Origin of the sequence: Jannaschia pagri (assembly GCF_019655435.1) — a bacterium.
GTDB classification, from domain to species: domain Bacteria; phylum Pseudomonadota; class Alphaproteobacteria; order Rhodobacterales; family Rhodobacteraceae; genus Jannaschia; species Jannaschia pagri.
This window is the reverse complement of the sequence record NZ_BPFH01000005.1, coordinates 331512-350392: the sequence shown is the minus strand read 5'-3', so window position 1 is coordinate 350392 and position 18881 is coordinate 331512. Positions and strand designations below refer to the sequence as shown.

Annotated in this window: 17 protein-coding genes; 8 read left to right on the top strand and 9 right to left on the bottom strand. The window is 63.7% G+C overall.

Translation table 11 applies throughout. From position 1 onward, the window contains the following. Positions 1-114 precede the first annotated feature (114 nt). Complete coding sequence (locus K5R33_RS14770) at positions 115-1029, top strand: MBL fold metallo-hydrolase (RefSeq protein WP_220749827.1); 915 nt, start codon at positions 115-117, stop codon at positions 1027-1029. On the opposite strand, the gene K5R33_RS14765 is transcribed toward K5R33_RS14770, so the two are convergent. Continuing rightward, positions 1026-1454: a DUF1801 domain-containing protein gene (locus tag K5R33_RS14765; RefSeq protein WP_220749826.1), complete on the bottom strand. Its 429-nt coding sequence runs from the start codon at positions 1452-1454 to the stop codon at positions 1026-1028. The genes K5R33_RS14770 and K5R33_RS14765 overlap by 4 nt on opposite strands. 37 nt (positions 1455-1491) lie before the next feature. Beyond that, positions 1492-1974 (bottom strand): YHS domain-containing (seleno)protein, encoded by a 483-nt coding sequence (locus tag K5R33_RS14760; protein WP_220749825.1) that lies wholly within the window; start codon positions 1972-1974, stop codon positions 1492-1494. A gap of 144 nt (positions 1975-2118) precedes the next feature. Here K5R33_RS14760 and K5R33_RS14755 point away from each other — a divergent pair, with 144 nt between their 5' ends. From K5R33_RS14755 to K5R33_RS14730, 6 genes are all read left to right on the top strand, one after another. Beyond that, positions 2119-2511, top strand: a complete 393-nt coding sequence (locus K5R33_RS14755; RefSeq protein ID WP_220749824.1) for a cytidine deaminase — start codon at positions 2119-2121, stop codon at positions 2509-2511. After that, positions 2508-3821 (top strand): thymidine phosphorylase, encoded by a 1314-nt coding sequence (locus K5R33_RS14750; protein WP_220749823.1) that lies wholly within the window; start codon positions 2508-2510, stop codon positions 3819-3821. Before K5R33_RS14755 ends, K5R33_RS14750 begins: the two co-directional genes overlap by 4 nt. Continuing rightward, complete coding sequence (locus tag K5R33_RS14745; protein WP_220749822.1) at positions 3818-5002, top strand: phosphopentomutase; 1185 nt, start codon at positions 3818-3820, stop codon at positions 5000-5002. The genes K5R33_RS14750 and K5R33_RS14745 overlap by 4 nt, the downstream gene beginning before the upstream one ends. Continuing rightward, a complete protein-coding gene (locus K5R33_RS14740; protein ID WP_220749821.1) occupies positions 4999-5979 on the top strand; it encodes an adenosine deaminase in 981 nt (326 codons plus the stop codon). The genes K5R33_RS14745 and K5R33_RS14740 overlap by 4 nt, the downstream gene beginning before the upstream one ends. After that, entirely contained in the window at positions 5967-6596 is a 630-nt protein-coding gene (gene upp, locus K5R33_RS14735) for a uracil phosphoribosyltransferase (protein ID WP_220749820.1), read from the top strand. The genes K5R33_RS14740 and upp overlap by 13 nt, the downstream gene beginning before the upstream one ends. A gap of 103 nt (positions 6597-6699) precedes the next feature. Continuing rightward, positions 6700-7923: a hypothetical protein gene (locus K5R33_RS14730; RefSeq protein WP_220749819.1), complete on the top strand. Its 1224-nt coding sequence runs from the start codon at positions 6700-6702 to the stop codon at positions 7921-7923. A gap of 78 nt (positions 7924-8001) precedes the next feature. Here the strand turns inward: K5R33_RS14730 and K5R33_RS14725 are convergent, their stop codons facing one another. The 7 genes from K5R33_RS14725 to K5R33_RS14695 form a co-directional block, all read right to left on the bottom strand. After that, positions 8002-8355: a TfoX/Sxy family protein gene (locus K5R33_RS14725; protein WP_220749818.1), complete on the bottom strand. Its 354-nt coding sequence runs from the start codon at positions 8353-8355 to the stop codon at positions 8002-8004. Positions 8356-8868: 513 nt separating this feature from the next. Then, the gene (locus K5R33_RS14720) at positions 8869-9711 is read right to left on the bottom strand and encodes a metal ABC transporter permease (protein WP_220749817.1); all 843 of its coding nucleotides are present in this window, start codon (positions 9709-9711) and stop codon (positions 8869-8871) included. Continuing rightward, complete coding sequence (locus tag K5R33_RS14715) at positions 9708-10547, bottom strand: metal ABC transporter permease (protein ID WP_220749816.1); 840 nt, start codon at positions 10545-10547, stop codon at positions 9708-9710. The genes K5R33_RS14720 and K5R33_RS14715 overlap by 4 nt, the downstream gene beginning before the upstream one ends. 108 nt (positions 10548-10655) lie before the next feature. Beyond that, a complete protein-coding gene (locus K5R33_RS14710; protein WP_220749815.1) occupies positions 10656-11510 on the bottom strand; it encodes an ATP-binding cassette domain-containing protein in 855 nt (284 codons plus the stop codon). Continuing rightward, positions 11507-12400, bottom strand: coding sequence for a metal ABC transporter substrate-binding protein (locus K5R33_RS14705; protein WP_255576469.1), 894 nt, complete (start codon positions 12398-12400; stop codon positions 11507-11509). Before K5R33_RS14705 ends, K5R33_RS14710 begins: the two co-directional genes overlap by 4 nt. A 147-nt stretch (positions 12401-12547) precedes the next feature. Beyond that, a complete protein-coding gene (locus K5R33_RS14700; protein WP_220749813.1) occupies positions 12548-16603 on the bottom strand; it encodes an efflux RND transporter permease subunit in 4056 nt (1351 codons plus the stop codon). After that, complete coding sequence (locus K5R33_RS14695; protein WP_220749812.1) at positions 16600-17946, bottom strand: efflux RND transporter periplasmic adaptor subunit; 1347 nt, start codon at positions 17944-17946, stop codon at positions 16600-16602. Before K5R33_RS14695 ends, K5R33_RS14700 begins: the two co-directional genes overlap by 4 nt. A 243-nt stretch (positions 17947-18189) precedes the next feature. On the opposite strand from K5R33_RS14695, the gene K5R33_RS14690 reads away from it, so the two are divergent. After that, positions 18190-18849, top strand: coding sequence for a tetratricopeptide repeat protein (locus K5R33_RS14690; protein ID WP_220749811.1), 660 nt, complete (start codon positions 18190-18192; stop codon positions 18847-18849). Positions 18850-18881 lie beyond the last annotated feature (32 nt).

The following is an 18881-nucleotide window of genomic DNA, read 5'->3' as shown; positions in this document are numbered from 1 at the left end:
GGGGAAGGGGTGTTTGGCAGGCCCGCGGGGCAGGGCGGTCACGGGGATGTGCCTTGCCGCGCCCAGGGTGCGACCTACGGTCTCAGCCACGTCAATCGCCCCCAGGAGAGACCCATGACGCAGATCACCCGCCGCGCGGCGCTCACCGCAACTGCGGCTTTGCCGCTTGCCGCCGCCTTGCCCGTTGCGGCAGCCGCCCCAAAGCAGGGGCCCGTCTTGCAAAACATCCGCCGCTTTGCACTCGGGGACCTGGAGGTGACGACCTTGCTGGCCAACACGGTCACGAACCCGGCGGATCCCCAGACCATCTTCGGGATGAATGTGGATGCGGAGACCTTCCGTGAGGTCTCAGAGGCGGCGCATATCCCGTCGGACGTGAACCAGTTCTTTTTCACGCCGACCCTCGTCAACACGGGCGAGAGCCTGGTTCTGTTCGATACCGGTCAGTCCGGGGACGGTATCGCCTCCGTGCTAGAGGCCGCCGGATATGCCACGGACGATGTGGATACGGTGGTCATCACCCATATGCATGGCGACCACATCGGCGGTCTGATGCGCAATGGCGCCCCTACGTTCGCCAATGCGTCCTACATGACGGGTCGTGCGGAATATGACGCCTGGGCCGCACGCGAGGCCGAAAACTTTCAGGCCAACGTCGTGCCCCTGGCCAAAAAGATGACGTTTCTGGAGGACGGCCAAGATGCCGCGCCGGGGATCACCGCCGTCGCCGCCTTTGGACACACGCCGGGGCACATGAACTACCGTCTGTCCTCTGGCGACAATAGCCTGTTGATCGCCGCCGATCTGGCCAATCACTACGTCTGGTCGCTTGCGCATCCCGATTGGGAAGTCCGTTTCGACATGGACAAAGAGGCTGCGGCGGCCACGCGCCGGGCGGTTCTGGGGATGCTTGCCGCAGAAAAGATGCCGATGATCGGATATCACATGCCGTTCCCTGCCGTCGGCTATGTGGACACGCGCGGCGACGGCTTCCATTGGGTGCCGGAGAGCTACCAGATGATGCTCTAGGCGGGCTCTGGTGTCACCGGCCAGCGGTTTCGCAGGTCGGTGAGACCCGCTCGGATCAATTCCCGTAAGGCATCGAGATCGATGCGGTCCAATCTGGTGACGTTAAGGCAGGCCTTGCCCATCTTGTGGGGCCCAAGCCTGTCTAGGATCGCACTGTGATCCGCATACCCCGGCATGATGTAAAAGCTTAGGCCCGCTGTCCGCATGGCAAATCCGGTGGCCAGAAACTGGCCCGAGCGGCCGCTGTCGTAGGTATAGGCATAGGCGCCGTAGCCGATGATCCGGCCGTTCCAGAGGTGGGGCGCGAAGCCCGTTTCCTGGCGGTAGAGCGTGTCGAGTTCGCGCGCCTCTAACGCTCGCGCCTCGGGCAGGGCGCCTATGACGGCCTGACAGGCGTCCGGTCCGTTGGGAACATCAGCGACCATACCCGAACGCTAGCATGGCCGCTGTTTGGCGTCGCCCCTAGACTGAGGCCACGATGTCGGGCCAGCGGGCATCGCCCTTTGCGATGAAGCCCGGGACGTCTTCGTTCCAGCGGGCCTGCACGCTGTCGTTGAAGTTGAGATAGAGTTTGCCGTCCACGACCGCCCAATTCGCTGGCTGTGTGGAGAACAGTTCACCCTTCTCGGCCACGGCCCAAGCGCAGAAGCCGCCGTATTGCGGGGCGTAGGCCGTGGGATCGGCGGCAAAGCGGTCTCGGTTGTCAACGCTGGCGAAGGCCCAGGTCGTGTCAGCCCAATCGTGGGTGAGTGTCGGGTCGCCCGAAACGGGGCGGCCTTCGGTGAAATAGGCGACCGGGTCCGTGCCGCGGATGGCCAGGCCGTTCTCGCTGTAGACGCGCGCCGGGGGCAATTGTCGGTCACGCAGCAACACCGCGGCGCCTGCGCTTCCGGCCAGGACCACGAGGCCACCGCCAAGGATAAGATTACGTCGCGTAGGGGTCATGGGAGATCTCCTTTCGCGCGGATCTTCTCCGACCTGGGCGCCAAAGACCAATCAAGCCCGTTCACGGCGTTGCGAGGCTGGCCCCTTGCATCGCTCGGCGCGTCGGGCCAAGCCTTTGATGACGTGATCCAGCGGGAGCATCCCATGTCCGAAGATCTGCGTGCGGCGGCCCTTGCGGTGCGCGCAAACGCCCATGCGCCCTATTCGAACTTTCAGGTTGGCGCGGCCATCCGCACCGCCTCCGGCGCGGTATTCATTGGCTGCAACGTCGAGAACGCGGCCTATCCCGAGGGCACCTGCGCCGAAGCGGGGGCCATCGCCGCCATGTGCGCCGCCGGAGAACGGGACGTGACCGAAGTGTATGTGGTGGCCGGATCGCCCGCGCCGGTGCCGCCCTGTGGCGGGTGCCGCCAAAAGCTTGCCGAATTCGCGGGCGGCTCCGTGCCCGTGACGCTGGCCACTGTCGCCGGAGAGGAGCAGGCCACGACCGTCGGCAATCTGCTGCCAGGGGCGTTCGACGCGGATCACATGGCGTGACGGCGCGCCGACTTCTCCAGGATTTGGGCCAAGGGCGGCGCCCCAGTGCAAAGGCCCTTGCGGCCTTTGCCAGTGGTCTGGCCGATGGCAGTGTGTCGGACGCGCAAGCGGGAGCCTTTGCCATGGGCATCTGCCACACGCCCCTGAACGCCGCTGGGCGTGCGGCGCTGACCCGCGCCATGCGCGACGGGGGCGAAGTGCTCCACTGGGACGTGGACGGCCCCGTGTTGGACAAGCATTCGACCGGCGGCGTCGGCGATTGCGTCTCGCTGATCTTGGCTCCGGCCCTAGCCGCCTGTGGGGCCTATGTGCCGATGATCTCTGGCCGGGGGTTGGGGCACACGGGCGGCACGCTGGACAAGCTGTCCGCGATCCCTGGCTTTCGTACTCAGATGCAGGTTGATGAGCTGCAATCCGTGGTCACGCGGGTGGGCTGTGCCATCGTTGGGGCGACGGCCGACATCGCCCCGGCGGATCGACGGCTCTATGCGGTGCGGGACGTGACCGGCACAGTCGAAAGCCTTGATCTGATCGTGGCCTCGATCCTGTCGAAGAAGCTGGCCGAAGGACCGGAGGCGCTTGTGCTGGATGTCAAAACCGGCTCCGGCGCCTTCCTGCCTGACCCGACAGAGACGCGGCGCCTAGCGCAGGCCCTTGTGGAGACGGGGCAGGCGGCGGGTGTTATGACCTCGGCCATCCTGACGGATATGTCTCAACCGGCTGCGACCAGTGCGGGCAACGCGCTGGAGGTTATTTCGGCAATGGAGGCGCTGACGGACCCGACGGGGCGCGCATCCGCGCGGTTGTTGGCCCTTGTGCAGGCCCTCGGAGGGGAGGCGCTGGCGCTGGGTGGCCTTGCGGCGGATGCGGATGACGGAGCGGAGCGGATCGCGCGGGCTTTGGCCTCGGGTGGCGCTGCGGTGGTCTTTGGAAACATGGTTGCTGCCCAAGGCGGGCCCGCCGATTTTCTCGAACGGTGGCGCGACCGCCTGCCCGCCGCACCTGTCGTTGCGGAACTGCGGGCGGATCGACCTGGCGTGGTTGCCAAGATCGATACCCGGGCATTGGGGGAAATAGTCGTCGACCTGGGCGGTGGACGTCGACGCGAGGATGATACCGTGGATCCCACGGTTGGCATCAGCCATCTGGCGCAACTCGGCGCCACAATGGTCGAGGATCAACCCCTTGCCCGGATCCATGCGCGGGATTCCGATAGCGCCGAAGCCGCCGCCCAAAAGGTTGCCCATGCGATCACCCTGGAGGACGGCGCCGTAACCCCTCCGACCCTGGTGCAGGAGACCGTGCGATGAGCCGTGCATTCCTCGTTGTGTTGGACTCCCTCGGCATTGGTGGGGCACCGGATGCTGCCGATTTCGGAGACGAGGGCGCGAATACACTTGCACATATTCTACAGAATTTCCCAGATTTAGGCGATCGAAGAGCCATAAATCTGTCGCATTTCGACAAACTGGGGCTTGGCGCAGCCTTGCGTCTTGCTTCGGGTGAAATCGGCCCCGGCTTGGCGGCGGACGCGCAAGGGGCTTGGGGCGCGGCGACGGAGGTCAGCTTGGGAAAGGATACCCCCTCGGGCCATTGGGAATTGGCGGGACTGCCCGTGCCGTGGGATTGGACGTACTTCCCAAGAACGGAACCGTCCTTTGACGAGGGCCTCGTTGCCGAGGTCTGTCGCTTGGCCGGGACCGATGGGATCCTGGGCAATCGCCACGCTTCGGGCACGGAGATCATCGCCCAGGAGGCCGAAGCCCACATCCGCACGGGCTGGCCGATCTGCTACACCTCCGTGGACAGCGTTTTTCAGATCGCGGCCCATGAGGAGCACTTCGGCCTCGACCGGCTGTATGCCCTGTGTGAGGCCCTGGCGCCCATGTTGCACGCCCGCCGCGTCGGTCGCGTCATCGCCCGGCCGTTCGTGGGGGACGGCCCATGGACGCGAACGACCAACCGCAAAGACTATGCTTTGGAGCCACCGGGACCGACCCAGTGCGACGCGGTGCAGGGGGCTGGCGGCCATGTCCATGCCATTGGCAAGATTTGGGATATTTTCTCCGGTCGCGGGATCGATACGGTTGCCAAAGGCACCGATGCGCAACTGATGGAGCATCTGAAGGCGGCCCTCGCTGAGCAACCAGATGGTTCGCTCACCTTCGCGAACTTCGTGGAGTTCGACAGCCTGTACGGGCATCGGCGGGATGTGGCGGGCTATGCGGGGCATTTGGAATGGTTCGACCGCTGCCTGCCGGATTTGCTGGCCGCCCTGCGCCCTGACGATTTGATTATCTTTACCGCGGACCATGGGAACGACCCGACGTGGCACGGCAAAGACCACACGCGAGAGCGGGTACCTGTTCTCTGCGCCGGCGCGACCGGAGACGCAGGGTCCTTGGGGCAGGTGGGTTTCGTAGATGTTGCGGCGACGATCTGCGCCCATCTGGGTATTCCGTCCGTTGGACCAGGGAGAGCGTTCCTATGACGATGCGTCCAAAGATTGAGTTGCACCTTCACCTAGAAGGGGCGGCACCGCCGAAGCTGATCCAAAGGATGGCTGCGGAACAAGGTGTGCGGTTGGACGGCGTTTTCGATGCTGATGGGTCTTACAAATACAATGACTTCACAGGCTTTCTTAATGTTTATGAGGCCGCCACGCAGGTCCTGAGAACACCAGAAGACTTCGGTCGTCTGACATACGCGGTGTTACAGCAATCTGCGGCGCAGGGCGTCATCTATACGGAAGCTTTCTTGAGCCCTGATTTCTGCGGGGGTCGCGACCTGGGTGCTTGGCGAGATTACCTGGCAGCCATCCAAGAGGCCGCTGCCAGCGTGCCGGACATCCACATGCGTGGCATCGTAACCTGCATCCGGCACTTTGGCCCTGAGGCCGCTCAAGAGGTCGCGGAGTGCGCCGCTGCCACGGCTGGTGACTTCATCACTGGCTTTGGCATGGGCGGCAACGAGGCGGTCGGAACGCAAGGCGACTTCGCCAGGGCCTTTGCCCGCGCCAAAGCCGCAGGCTTGCATCTAACAACCCATGCGGGCGAGTTCGGCGGCCCAGAGTCCGTCCGTTCCGCCCTGGATGACTTGGGTGTCACGCGGATCGGGCATGGCGTGCGTGCGATTGAAGACGACGCCCTGGTCGACCGCTTGGCTGCCGAGGGCATCGTGTTGGAGGTTTGTCCCGGCTCAAACGTGGCGCTCGGGCTGTTTGAGCGGATCGAGGATCATCCCATCGACCGTCTGCACGCCCGGGGGGTGCCGATCACGGTATCGACCGACGATCCCCCGTTTTTTCACACGACGATGGGCGGGGAGTACGCCGCCCTAACCAAAGCCTTCGGTTGGCGTTCGGAGACTTGGTTGGACATTAACCGCACCGCCGCCCGCGCCGCCTTTTGCGACGATGCCACCCGCAACGATCTTTTGACCCGATTGGAGACGTCATGGACCACTTGACCCATGTCACGCACCCGCTTGTGCAACACAAGCTGTCCATCATGCGCGAGGTAGGAACCTCCACGGCGGTCTTTCGGCAGCTTCTTCGGGAAATCAGCCAGTTACTGGCCTATGAGATCACTCGGGAACTTCCCATGGAAACGAAGCGGATCGAGACGCCGCTCATGCCCATGGACGCGCCAACCCTGTCGGGGCGAAAGCTGGCGCTTGTCTCGATCCTGCGGGCGGGAAACGGGTTGTTGGACGGCATCCTGGAGCTTGTGCCCTCGGCCCGGGTCGGGTTTGTCGGCCTCTACCGCGATGAGGAGACGCTGGAGCCGGTGCAATATTACTTCAAAGTGCCCGATCACATGGACGAAAGACTGGTCATCGCGGTCGATCCCATGTTGGCGACGGGCAATTCCTCGGTGGCGGCGATTGATTTGCTGAAGTCGTCCGGGGCGAAGGATATTCGGTTTCTGTGTTTGCTCGCCGCGCCCGAAGGCATTGCGCGCATGAAGGATGCGCACCCGGACGTGCCCATTGTCACGGCGGCGGTGGATGAGCGATTGAACGAGCAGGGATACATCGTTCCGGGCCTAGGGGATGCGGGTGACCGCATGTTTGGCACGAAATAGAGGCGTTTTGCCGTGCCCACATACTTTACTTGGTATGGGCCTGTCGTGCAGGGTGCGAAAAAACCGACGCGGCGGGGGCCGCCTGACAAAAGGCGAATTGGGCATGTTGAGATCTTTTGCGATTGGGGTGGTTGCAGCGAGTGCGATCGCGGCGGCAAGCGGAGTCTGGGCGCAGGGCTCACGCTCCATTTCTGGCCCGGCTGAGATTCCGCCAAGCAGCTTTACCGGCGCGCAATACGTCGACAGCCGTGGGTGCATCTTCATTCGCGCGGGTGTGGATGGGGCGACCCGCTGGGTGCCGCGCGTGAACCGTGATCGGAGTGTTGTCTGTGGCGCGGCGCCGTCTCGCAGGGCCGAAACGCCAACCGTCGCCCCGGCGCCAACGCCCGCGCCAGAGCCGCGCCAGGTGACGGCGGCTCCGACGCCACGACCTTCGGTTGAGGCCGCAACTGCGACGACTCCGGCGACCACCGCGCCCGTTGCCGCCGCAGAGCCCGTTATCCGGAGGGCACCCGCCGCCGCAACGCCGCGCCGTATCGAAGAGCCAGCGCCCCGGCGTGTGGCAACGCCCCCGCGGACGGCCGCGCCCGCTGCGCGCGCGCCCCGCAGGGCCGCCGCGCCAGCGCCCCGGCGAGCGGCTGCGCCCCGTCCCATGCCTCAGGTCGTCCGTGCGCCCACGCCACAGGCCGTCACCCTGCCGCCCGGATGCGGCGCCTCGGCCTTGTCCGCGCGCTATCTGCCCGGATGCAGCCCAACCTCGACATCCGCCCGCCCGTCTCGCGTCGTCAGTGTGACCGCGCCAACGGTTGTGACGGCCCCCAGCCAGCCCGTGCGCGGTCTTGGCCGAAACGCACGCGCGCAGGAGCAGGTTGTGCGCACGGTCACACCGCCCGCAAACGCCCGGCGCATTGATCCGTCGACGCCGTCCACGCGCCGCAGCACGGCGGTTCCCGCCGCGCGCCCAGCACCCGTCCAGCGCGGCGCGTGCGGCGGTGCCTCCGGCGTCTCTGCGCGGTATCTCGGGAATGCGACACGGTGCGGAGGGGACTCGACTTGGTCGCCGGATCGCCGATCCTCCGTCGAGGTGCCTCAGGGCCTGACGACGACCGCCTCATCGCGGTCAGAGCAGCGGGTTGTCATTGTTCCGGCGGCGCGCACCACGTTTGACGTAACGCATCCGCCCGCAGGATATCGGGCTGCCTGGACCGATGGTCGGTTGAACCCAAACCGAGGCCCGCGGACGGCCCTTGGGGACTACCAGAGCCAGGCGATTTGGACCTCGACAACGCCGCGCCGTTTGCGTCCGGTTCTTCTAACCACGCGCTGACCTCGGTTTTTGGTGCCCAGCGTGGTTGGGTGATGTGGACGTAGAGGGTCCGCCTTACTCTCATCGCGTCACATGGGATTAAGGCACTCGCGGCTTGATCGGGTCAGGCTCAAGGACACCTAACTCGTCCATCATCTTTTCGAAGGCCGTATCCGGCGCAGACCCTTTGCGGCGCGCCTTGATCGCATCGAAACGGGCGCGAAGGTCTGCCTTCTCGTCCCCTTGGCAGTCGTTCCAGGGACGCCCCTGTAAGGCCATTTCGATCACGTAGAAGCCGATGAAGTGCGGCCGCGTGCCTGCGTCGATCAACCGGGCATAGGCTTCGTCCGTGCCCAAGGCCCTCAAGTCTTCGGCAGATAGGATACCCGCACGGGCGCAGGCAGCTTCAACGGCGGGGCCGAGGTTCGGCAGGGAAGAGATGGGCGTCGGCATGGCTCTTTCTGCGCGCTTCGCCCGACCTCTGTCCAGGCGCAGGTTGGTCGCCGTTTCCGCAGGTGTGTGTCAAAGGCCGATACCCTCAGATCGAGGCCCAATCCGTGAAGCGAAAGGGCTGCGGTCGCGGATCACGTTTCACCGGGGGCGTTGCTGTTTGAACGGGAGGCTTTGGTGGTCTTTGCATGGCAGTGCTCCTTCTGAGTGTTCGACCCCACCAGAGGATGGGAGCGGACCAGCAAGGAAACAGCACGGCGCGCCTGCGGCGGAAATGCGGCCCCGTCCAGGGAGGAGGAGGGGACAGGGCCGCCAAGTTCCCCGAAATCGTTGACACCAGGGAGGAGGAGAGGTGCAACGCTTCGATACAGTCAACAATAAGCTGCGCTGCAGCAGGGTCAACAATGCAGGTGCAGAAAGCCCCCTTAAGTCGCCATAAAGACAGAAAATGTCGCGAAGCTCCGCCGACCGGTTCGGATTATCTTCGCTGGATGCCCATTAAATGTGCGGGGTGAATTAATCTTTGCGACCGGCGGCGGGATGCAACGCCCGCTTGCTGCTGCGCCAGGCGAGGGCAGCCAAAAAGAAACCCGTTAAAACCACCACAATCGTCGCCGCAGGGGCCGAATCAAGCGCAATCGACAGGTAGAGGCCCCCAATAGCCGAGGCCGCCGCGACGCCGACACTCGCCAGCAGCATTGCACCAAAGCGCCGAGTCACCAGAAACGCCGTGGCCCCTGGCGTGACCAGCAGGGCAATAACGAGGATGATCCCGACAGCGCCGAGGGCCGAGACGACCGCGGCGGAGATCATCGCCAACAACCCGTTGTGCAGCCATTTGACCCGCAGACCCGCTGCGCGCGCCTGGGTGGGATCGAATGCATGGAGCAGGAAATCCCGCCAGCGCAAACCCATGATCGCTAGGATCACCGCAGCGATGGTGCCGGCTGTCCACAGCTCTGCGGCGCTAATCCCGAGAAGATTGCCAAAGAGGATGTGGTCCAAATGCACCTCGGGCGCGATCCAGGTAATCGCCACGAGGCCCACGGCAAACATACCCGCGAAGACAACACCCATGAGAGTGTCCCGCTTGACCCGGCTGTGGGTGTCCAGCCAGCCGGTCAGGAGGGCCGATCCCATCCCCGCGACGAAGGCACCGATGATGAGGGGCAGGCCCAGGACATATGCCAGCACAACGCCGGGCAGCACCGCATGGCTGATGGCGTCACCGATCAAGCTCCACCCCTTGAGGACGAGGAACGCCGACAGAAGACCGCATGGCACTGCGACCAGCAGCGCAGCGATGAGGGCGTCACGCAGGAACGGCAGTTGAAACGGGAGCGTGAGCGTCTCGATCATGTGCGGCTCCGACGGCGGGCGGCCAGAAGGCCATGGGTCGGTGCCAGAACGAAGGCCGCCGCAAAGGCCAGCGTTTGCAGCACCACGATCACGCCGCCCGTGGCACCGTCCAAGAAGTAGCTGAGGTAGGCGCCCACCGCGCACGTCCCGACGCCCAAGGCCACCGATAACATCAATAGGACTCCAAACCGGTCGGTCAGTAGGTATGCCGTGGCGCCTGGCGTGACGACCATCGCAATCACAAGAAACGCCCCAACGGTCTGCATGGCAGCCACGGCACAGGCGGCCAAAAGCGCAAACAAGACCGCCTTCCAGAACCGAGGGTTCAGGCCGACGGCCCGCGCGTGGGTCTCATCGAAAAATACCACCAACAGATCGCGCCATTTGAGGCTGAGCACGGTGAGTGTGACGGCGGAAATAATGACGACCTGCAGGGTATCCTCGGGTGTGATCGCAAGAATGTTGCCCAGTACGATGGTCTGCAAATCGACGGACGCCGGGGAGAGCGAGACCATGAACAGGCCCAGACCAAAGAAGCCGGTGAAGATCACGCCGATCACGGTGTCTGTCTTCAATCCCGTCCGTTCGGTGAGGAGCAGCATGGCCGCCGCCGCGAGCCCGCCCGACACGAAGGCGCCAAGGGCAAAGGGCAGGCCGAGCATGTAGGCGCCCGCCACGCCAGGCACCACGGCGTGGGACAGGGCATCGCCGATCAGGCTCCACCCCTTCAGCATCAGAAAGGCCGAGAGGAACGCGCAGGTGCCGCCCACCAAAGCGGAGACCCAGATGGCATTCACCATGTAGCTGTAGGCGAAGGGGTCCAGCAGCGTCGTCACCGGATCTGTCCGATCAGCGGTGGGTCAGGCGGCGGGGGGGGCGCGTGCATATTTGGGGAACATCGAAGCGGGCGGGCGTTAACCTTAACGAAGTCTTTCCGCAGGGCCTCAGTCATGGTCGTCGCCATAGATGACAAAGGGTCGCTCGTCATCGGTGAGGACCGTGACGCGGCGCTTGTCGTCCTCGTCTTCGTGCAGGTCTTCCCCACCTAGGTCGTAACGGCGCAGGACGCCGCCGAAGGCGCGCTTGAGGTTGGCGGGGGTGAAGACCTCTTCTGTGAGGCCGTAGTCGAGGACGGTCCCCTTGATGAAGATCGCGCGGTCGCAGAACTGTGGCACGGCGCCCAAGTTGTGGGTTGAGACCAGCATGACCCGTCCCTCAGCCCGCATTTGTTTCAGGAGTGTGATGATGGCGTCTTCGGTTTTGACGTCCACGCCCGTGAAGGGCTCATCCAATAGGATCACCCGGGCCTCTTGGGCGAGGGCTCTGGCCAAGAAGACCCGCTTCTTTTGGCCACCGGACAATTGCCCGATCTGGCGGTCGGCAAATGCGGTCATGTCCACGCGCGCCAGGGCGTCGGCTACGGCGGTGCGGTCCGCCGCGCCTGGCCGCCGGAAGAAGCCCATGTGGCCGTACCGCCCCATCATCACAACGTCGCGGACCAGGACGGGGAAGGTCCAATCGACCTCCTCCGCTTGGGGGACATAGGCCACGAGGTTCCGGCGGAGCGCTTCGTCGATGGAATACCCGAGTAGAGCGATCCGCTCGGCGCGCACTGGCAGGAATCCCATGAGCGCCTTGAAGAGGGTGGATTTCCCGGCGCCATTCACACCCACCAGACCCGCGATTGTTCCCGTGGGCAACATGAAGGAGGCATCGCGGAGGGCCGTGACCCCGCCCGCATAGGTGACCGAGAGGCCCTCGGCGGCGATGCCCTCTTGGAAGCCCAGGGTGTCCTTCATTCGGTGAGGCCCCCTAGGATGGTCTCAGACGTCACCCGCAACAGGTCGAGATAGGTCGGAACGGGGCCATCGGGGCCGGAGAGGCTATCGACGTAGAGAATGCCCCCATACCGCGCGTCGGTTTCGCGCACGACCTGTTGGGCTGGATCTGCGGAGACCGTTGATTCGGAGAACACCGCTGGGATGTCGTTGGCGCGCACCATGTCGATCACAGCGCGCACCTGCTGGGGCGTGCCCTGTTGATCGGAATTCATGGGCCAGAGGAACAGCTCTTGCAGGGTGTAGTCCCTTGCCAGGTAGCTAAAGGCCCCTTCGGAGGTCACAAGCCAGCGGTCTTCGGCAGGCAGGGCGCGAATCTCGTCGCGCAGGGGGCCGATGGTGTCGGCGATCTGGGCTTTGTAGCGCTCTGCATTTTCGGCGTAGGTCTCGGCGTTGTCGGGATCGTGTTCGGACAGGGCAGCGGTGATGTTGTCCACGTAGATCAATGCGGATTCGAGGCCCATCCAGGCATGGGGGTTCGGTTTGCCATCATAGGCGCCGCCCGTGATCGAGATCGGGTCGATCCCCTTGGTCAGGATGGCTTGGGGCGTGTCGTCCAGGTTGCGGAAGAACTGCTCGAACCACAGCTCAAGATTCATGCCGTTCCACAGAACCAGGTCAGCGTCACGGGCATTGATGATGTCGCGGGGGGTCGGCTGGTAGCCGTGGATTTCCGCACCGGGCTTGGTGATGGAGACGACCTCGGCGGTGTCGCCCGCCACATTGCGGGCTATGTCCGCGATGACCGTGAAGGTCGTGGCCACTTTGAACGTGTCTTCCGCCGCAGCCGGAAGCGAAAGGGCGAGGACGGTTGCGGATGTCAGAAGGGCGCGCGTCAGGGCGTTGGGCATGGTCATCCTTCTTCGGCATAAATGAGAATGAGAACGATTTGCATTTATGCCTCGGGCAGTGGTTCGTCAATCAAATTGATAACGGTTCGCAAGTAAGGCGAGGATCCGCAAAGTCAAAGGCCCCCGCGATGGCGGAGGCCTTTGTCCTTATTCTGCAGCCCGCAGCGGAGGGTGCGGGGGCAGGGTGTCATCGCTGGGCGCGGTCTCTTCGGATCGTGGATCAACCACGGAGACGGGACCAGAGGAGACCTGTGAGCGCGGTTGGCCCATAGTTGCCTCGAGCGTCCCGGCGTCGTCTTCGTCTGCCCAAAGCAGGGTCGGGGCCTTCACGCGCCGTGCGGCGCGGCGGAGCGTCCAGTCTTGTCCCCAGCGGCTGGCGCGACCAAAGCCCACACGGCCCAGCAACCGGAAGAGGGCGATGGCATAGGTCACCACCCAGACACGGCCGGCCAGCATGGCTGGCGTGAAGAGCAGCGTCAGAACCGTCGCGATGCCCAGGCCCCAGACCACCGCTGTGGCAAGTTGGATCCACCACAGGGAGGTGGGCGAGCCGATGGAATAGCCGCCCGCGATGAAATCCACCGAGAGGCCGAACATCATGGGCGCCAGGCCCGCCATCGTGGTCAGCGTAGTCAGCAGAACTGGGCGGATCCGATCCTCAGCGGTGCGGGTAATGGCCTCGATCCGGGGCATGTAGCGGCTGTATTCCTGATAGGTGTCGATCAGAACGATGTTGTTGTTCACAACGATCCCGGCCAGCGCGACGATCCCGGTGCCCGTCATGATGATCGAAAACGCCTGATCCATCACCATCATGCCGATGAAGACGCCCGTCGTGGACAAGACCACAGCCAAAAGCACCAGCACCGAATTGTAGATCGAGTTGAACTGAGCCAACAGGATGATGAACATCAGGCCCAACGCGCCCGCAAAGGCCTGGACTAGGAAGGCCCCGGATTCGGCTTGTTCTTCTTGGTCTCCGGTCCATTCCCAAGAGACGGAGGCTGGGAGGAGGTCGCCGGTTTCCAATTGTCCGGTGAGATACGTGATGCGTTCCGTTGGATTGACGGTCGCAATGGTCACGGAACCCTGGCTCTCGTTGAGGAGTTGCAACACTTCGGTATCGCCTCGTGCCACCGCATCTGAGAGGGCGGGTAACTTCTCCGACGGTATCATGTTCAGGCGTTCACTGGCTGCTTCGAAGCCGCCTGGATACGTCACGCTGTCGAACCCAATAATCATGACATCGAGCGGGTCTTGGCCCAGCACGCTCGACAGGAACGCAGAAACGCCTGATTTAGGGGAATAGAGCCGCAGAACGAGCTCGCCGATGAAATCGGTCGCCTCTTCTTCGGTCAGTAGACGTCCAAATCCAACGTCAAAGGTCTCTGGCGTTTCACTGTCCACCGTTGACGGATCGGTCCCTCGCACGATGCTCAGGCCAGTGCGCACATCGGCCTTCACATCAAAGAAACGCACCGCATCCACGCGGTCGATCTGTGCAAGCTGGGGCACGGGTCGCCGCTCGATGAAGTTTGCCAAAGGCACGAGGCCGTCATCGGTCCGCACGCGCAGCGTGTCGAGCGTGGACAGAACGCGGTCCTCTTCGGGCAGGCGCACACGGATCTCGATCTCATCGTCGGATGTGTCCACCCGCATCGTGTCGAGCAGAATACCGCGCGTAACAAGTTGGACCATGGCGCCCACTGTGGCCACGTCCGCGCCAAAGCGGCCCGCCTTTTCCACGTCCACGTCGATTTCCCAGTCGATGCCGGGCAAGGGGAGCGTATCTTCCAAATCGATTAAGCCGGGCGTCTCGGCAAAGACCTCCCCCATGGTGCGTGTCGCGGCCTGAAGCTCCTGCCAGTTGTCGCCGCGCAGGCGGAGGTGGACGGGCTTGCCCTGGGCCGGACCCCGGTCGTTGGCGCTGAGGTCGACTTTGATCCCAGGGATCGTGCGCAGCCGCGCCAGGACTTCATCGGCGATGGCATCTCCGTCGAAGGCTGGGTCAACGACCTGGGTGTTCACCGTGTATCCGTAGATGTCGAACCAAGGGTTTGGAACGGTCGGGCGATCTTCCCAGGGGACCATCTCAATCTGGATCTGGCCGATGGTGTCGCTCGGGCCGCCCGCCGCGCCCGGGCCGCCGGAGTTCAGGCCCCCGTCGCCCGCAAAGGCGAAAGCAGATTGGATGCCAGGCGTGGCCAAGACCATCTCTTCGGCTTGGCGCAAGAGCCGGTCTTTCTCGGTCAAAGACAGGTTGCCCCGCGCGCGCACGTAGATGTTTGCGGCTTCAAGTTCCGATTCGACGAAGAATTCGACGCCTTTGAAGTTGTTGGGCAGAAGGACAAAGAACGTCACAAACACCGATGCACCAACGATCCCCACGGCGGCGATAGGTCCGAGCGGATTGCCGACGATGAGGTGGACCAGATGTCCGAACATGCTGCGCCGGTAGCCCGAGGTGATGCGCTTTTGCGTGCGGTGCCATGTGACCGACCCCATGCAGGCCGACAGGATCAAGCAGCTGAGCACAAAGCCCGCAGCGCCCGGCACCATCATGAGGAAAGTGACGTCGTTGGCCTCCGGAAACAGCAGCAATGGGTTCAAGGTAACCAGGATCGACACGATCATCAGCCATGCCGCGCCAATCGTGAGGATCGCCCGTATGATCCAAGGCAGCTTGGCCCGCATCCAACCGGATGCGCCGCCAATCGTGCGGCTGATCCGGCCCATGACACCCCCCAGAACGGGCAGGTACACCAAGGCCACGATCAGGGACGCCGAGAGCACGAAAATCAGCGTGACCGGCAGCATCCCCATGAACTCACCTGGGACGCCTGGCCAGAACAGCATGGGCAGAAAGGCGCAAAGCGTCGTCGCCGTGGAGGACACGACCGGCCAGAACATGCGCTTCGCAGCCTCGGTATAGGCGGCCATGGGGCCGGAGCCTTCCTGGATGCGTTTGTCGGCGTATTCGACCACCACGATTGCGCCATCCACCAGCATACCCACCGCTAAGATGAGGCCGAACATCACAATATTCGAGATCGTCAAGCCGAGCGCCCCCATCAGCGCAAAGCTGAGCAGGAACGACGTCGGAATCGCGAACCCCACCAAAAGTGCGGAGCGGGTGCCGAGCGCCGCCAGCACCACGATCATAACGAGGGCAATGGCTGTCAGGACGGAGCCTTCAAGCTGGCTGACCATGGACCGCACCGTGCGCGATTGATCTAGGGTGACTTCCACGTCGACAGCCTGTTGCAGCTCCGTCGGCCAACCGGCGACAGTTTCGTCCACCAGGGCGCGAACCTCGGCGGCGGTATCGATGATGTTGAAGCCTTTACGCTTCACCACCTGCAAGGCCACAGTGCTGTCGCCATTATAGCGTGCCGTGCCGAGCCGGTCCTCAAACGTCAGATTGATCGTCGCCAGATCGCCCAGCGTGATGATCCGGTCCCCATCGGTCTTCACGGGCAGGGCATAGACGTCGGTGGTGTCATCAAAGGACCCTGGGATTTTGACCGGGAAAGCGCCGGAGTCGGTCTCCACAGCGCCGGTCGCGACTAGCATGTTGTTGTTGGTCACGACGTTGATCAACTCACCGGCGGTGACGTTATAGGCCTCTAGCGCGAGGGGGTCGATCAGCACCTCCAGCATCTCATCCCGGTGACCGGCCAGGCCAGCCTCTAGGATGGCAGGCATGCCTTCGAGAGCGTCCTGCATGTCATTGGCCAGACGCAACAACGTCCGTTCCGGCGCTTGGCCAGACAGCGAGATGATCAGGATCGGGAACTCTGAGAAGTTGATCTCGTCAATGATGTATTGGTCGGCGCCGCTGGGGAAATCAGCCTCGGCATTGTTCATCTTATCGCGCACATCGGCGATGGTCGCGGCCTTGTCCCAGCCGAACTCGAACTCCAGGAAGACGCCGGCAAACCCTTCTGAGGCTGTGGCCGTCATTTCTTTGAGGCCGTCGACCTCCTTCAGCTCGGTTTCCATGGGTTTGACAAGCAGCTTTTCTGCGTCAGACGCGCTGATCCCGGCGAAGGGCACGCTGACGAAGATGCCGGGGATGTCGATATCCGGCTCGCCTTCCTTGGGCAGCGAGACATAGGCGACGACACCTGCGACCACAGAAAGAATGACGAAGGCCAGAACCATGCGGGCACGGCCAGCGGCCCAGTCAATGATACCGGTCATTGGGTTGCCTCCTGGCTGGCGTCTAACGACTCGAGCGTCTCATAGGTCGGGCTGACGGCAACACCGTCTGTTACATATTCTTGACCGACGATGATGATGTCCAAGGTCTCCGGCAGGCCGGACAGGTAGACCCCGTCCACAGTATCGCGGACCAAGGTGACGGGCGTGAAGGCCGCGATTCCGTCTTCGATCATGCGCAGGCCCAGCGATCCCTGATCGTTCAGCGTTAGCGCGGATGCCGGGACCAGATGGGCGACCGTGGCTGCGGTCTGGATCAGGATTTCCGCCGTCTGGCCATCGCGGATCGCCAGATCCTCGTTATCGACCGTGACTTCGACCCGGAACGTGCGGGTCAGATCATCGGCGGAGCGGCTGACAAAGGTGACCTCGCCAGTCGTTTCCGTGCCGGAGGCGAGCCGGGCACCGGCCATTGCGCCAAGGGTGATGCGGTCGACCTGGGCTTCGGGGACGAACCCAACCAGTTTCATCGGATCAAGTTGCACGATCGTGGCGCAATCTGCGGATCCCGGCGCGCCTGCTTGCAAGAGGCTTCCCAACTCCGCCGTGTCGGTTTCGAGCAACCCGGCAAAGGGCGCTTCGACGGTGAGTTGTTCAATATCCAGCCGCGCCCGTTCGACAGAGGCTTCGGCGGCTTCGATCCCCGCCAAGGCCGACTCGATCCCGGCCTGCACGGTTTCCAGCCCGGTTTGCGCCGCTGTCACGGCCGCTTCGGCGGACCGGAGTGCTGCATCCGCGTTGGCCACGCGCGTGTCAGAGGCAAAGCCGCCCTGCGACAGGCGACTGGCCGCGTTTTGATTGATGCGGGCCTCTTCCAACCGGGCCTCTGCCTCAACCACGGTTGCGCGGGCCTGGGGGATGCGAGCCTCCGCCTCGGGGACCCGCGCGCGGGCCTCCGCCAATCGCGCCTCCGCTTCAGCGAGGGAGGCGCCACGGGACCCCGGGTCGATTTCGCACAGGGTTTGGCCCGCTTCGACGAAGGCGCCTTTCCGCAAAGGCTCCGAGATGACGATGCCGGAGGTCTCTGCCTGGACCACAACGCTCCGCGCCGCCTCCGACTGGCCGCGCACCATGACGGCGTCCGGGACCTCACGCGCCGTCGACCGCAAGGCGACCACGGAGACGGCGGTCACGCCTTCCTCTGCCTCGAGCGTGGCGATGGCGACGGGTTCTTGCGTTTCGGGGGCCTCTGCGGTTGCTGCGTCCTCTTCTGGTGCGTCGGAGCCGATGCTGCGGGCTGCACTCAGGAGCGTGTCCCGTTGCAGGACAACGAAAAACAGCGCGACGCACACCAAGATTGCGGTCACAATGGAGAAGATACGCATGAAAGCACCTCAGAAGACGTCCGACCGCGAGCAGCAGCGATCAACTTAGTCTAAATACGCTAAACCGTTCGGTTTAGATTTCAAAAAGTCACTACGCCTCCATTTTTTTGAGGCAAGCGATTTGTCGTGAGACATGGTTGTGCGTTTGAGCGCAGACAAGCCCAGGAACGCGGCAGGTCCATTGCGGCTTGGCCCTTGGTTCTGAACCCGTTAGACAGCGGCCACTGCGTGGGGGATCGTCCAATGTCGAACCAGGAAAGCTTCATCGACGAGGTGACCGAAGAGGTCCGTCGCGACCGCCTGTATGGGCTGTTTCGCCGCTGGGGCTGGGTGCCTGCCTTGGCCGTCGTTGCCATCGTCGGTGGTACGGCTTGGAACGAATGGCAGAAATCGCAGGAATCCCAGCGCGCACAGGGCTTTGGCGATGCTGTCCTGTCGGCACTCTCGGCGTCCGACATGGAGGCGCGGCGCGCTGCGTTGGCGGATGTCCCGACGTCCGGCGAGGATCAATCTACGATCAAAACCCTGCTGACGACCACAGCTGTCCAGTCAGGTGATGCGGGCGATACCACGGCCGCCCGGGATGCGCTTTTGGCCTTGGCGGACCGGCCCGGTCAGGACGCCGTCTATCGGCATCTGGCTTTGATCAAGGTCATGGGTCTCGGCGGCACGGGCGACGTTGCCCGCGACGGCGCGATTTTGGATGAACTGGCAGCACCTGGCGCGCCGTTCCGGGGGTTGGCCCTTGAGCAGCAGGCATTGGCCGCGATTCGCGCTGATGACGTTGCGACAGCCGTGACCTTGCTGCGAGTTCTGTCGGAGGATGCGGAGACAACCCAAAGCTTGCGCAGCCGTGCCGCGCAGTTGATGGTTGCCCTGGGCGTTTCGCCTGACCCGGCGTGATGAGAACCGGACAGGGTGAAACGGGCAGGATG

Excerpts from the sequence above, each read along its gene's own strand:
- K5R33_RS14770 (WP_220749827.1), top strand. The coding sequence starts at position 115 with ATGACGCAGATCACCCGCCGCGCGGCGCTCACCGCAACTGCGGCTTTG.
- K5R33_RS14765 (WP_220749826.1), bottom strand. The coding sequence starts at position 1,454 with ATGGTCGCTGATGTTCCCAACGGACCGGACGCCTGTCAGGCCGTCATA.
- K5R33_RS14760 (WP_220749825.1), bottom strand. The coding sequence starts at position 1,974 with ATGACCCCTACGCGACGTAATCTTATCCTTGGCGGTGGCCTCGTGGTC.
- K5R33_RS14755 (WP_220749824.1), top strand. The coding sequence starts at position 2,119 with ATGTCCGAAGATCTGCGTGCGGCGGCCCTTGCGGTGCGCGCAAACGCC.
- K5R33_RS14745 (WP_220749822.1), top strand. The coding sequence starts at position 3,818 with ATGAGCCGTGCATTCCTCGTTGTGTTGGACTCCCTCGGCATTGGTGGG.
- K5R33_RS14740 (WP_220749821.1), top strand. The coding sequence starts at position 4,999 with ATGACGATGCGTCCAAAGATTGAGTTGCACCTTCACCTAGAAGGGGCG.
- upp (WP_220749820.1), top strand. The coding sequence starts at position 5,967 with ATGGACCACTTGACCCATGTCACGCACCCGCTTGTGCAACACAAGCTG.
- K5R33_RS14730 (WP_220749819.1), top strand. The coding sequence starts at position 6,700 with ATGTTGAGATCTTTTGCGATTGGGGTGGTTGCAGCGAGTGCGATCGCG.
- K5R33_RS14725 (WP_220749818.1), bottom strand. The coding sequence starts at position 8,355 with ATGCCGACGCCCATCTCTTCCCTGCCGAACCTCGGCCCCGCCGTTGAA.
- K5R33_RS14720 (WP_220749817.1), bottom strand. The coding sequence starts at position 9,711 with ATGATCGAGACGCTCACGCTCCCGTTTCAACTGCCGTTCCTGCGTGAC.
- K5R33_RS14710 (WP_220749815.1), bottom strand. The coding sequence starts at position 11,510 with ATGAAGGACACCCTGGGCTTCCAAGAGGGCATCGCCGCCGAGGGCCTC.
- K5R33_RS14705 (WP_255576469.1), bottom strand. The coding sequence starts at position 12,400 with ATGCCCAACGCCCTGACGCGCGCCCTTCTGACATCCGCAACCGTCCTC.
- K5R33_RS14700 (WP_220749813.1), bottom strand. The coding sequence starts at position 16,603 with ATGACCGGTATCATTGACTGGGCCGCTGGCCGTGCCCGCATGGTTCTG.
- K5R33_RS14695 (WP_220749812.1), bottom strand. The coding sequence starts at position 17,946 with ATGCGTATCTTCTCCATTGTGACCGCAATCTTGGTGTGCGTCGCGCTG.
- K5R33_RS14690 (WP_220749811.1), top strand. The coding sequence starts at position 18,190 with ATGTCGAACCAGGAAAGCTTCATCGACGAGGTGACCGAAGAGGTCCGT.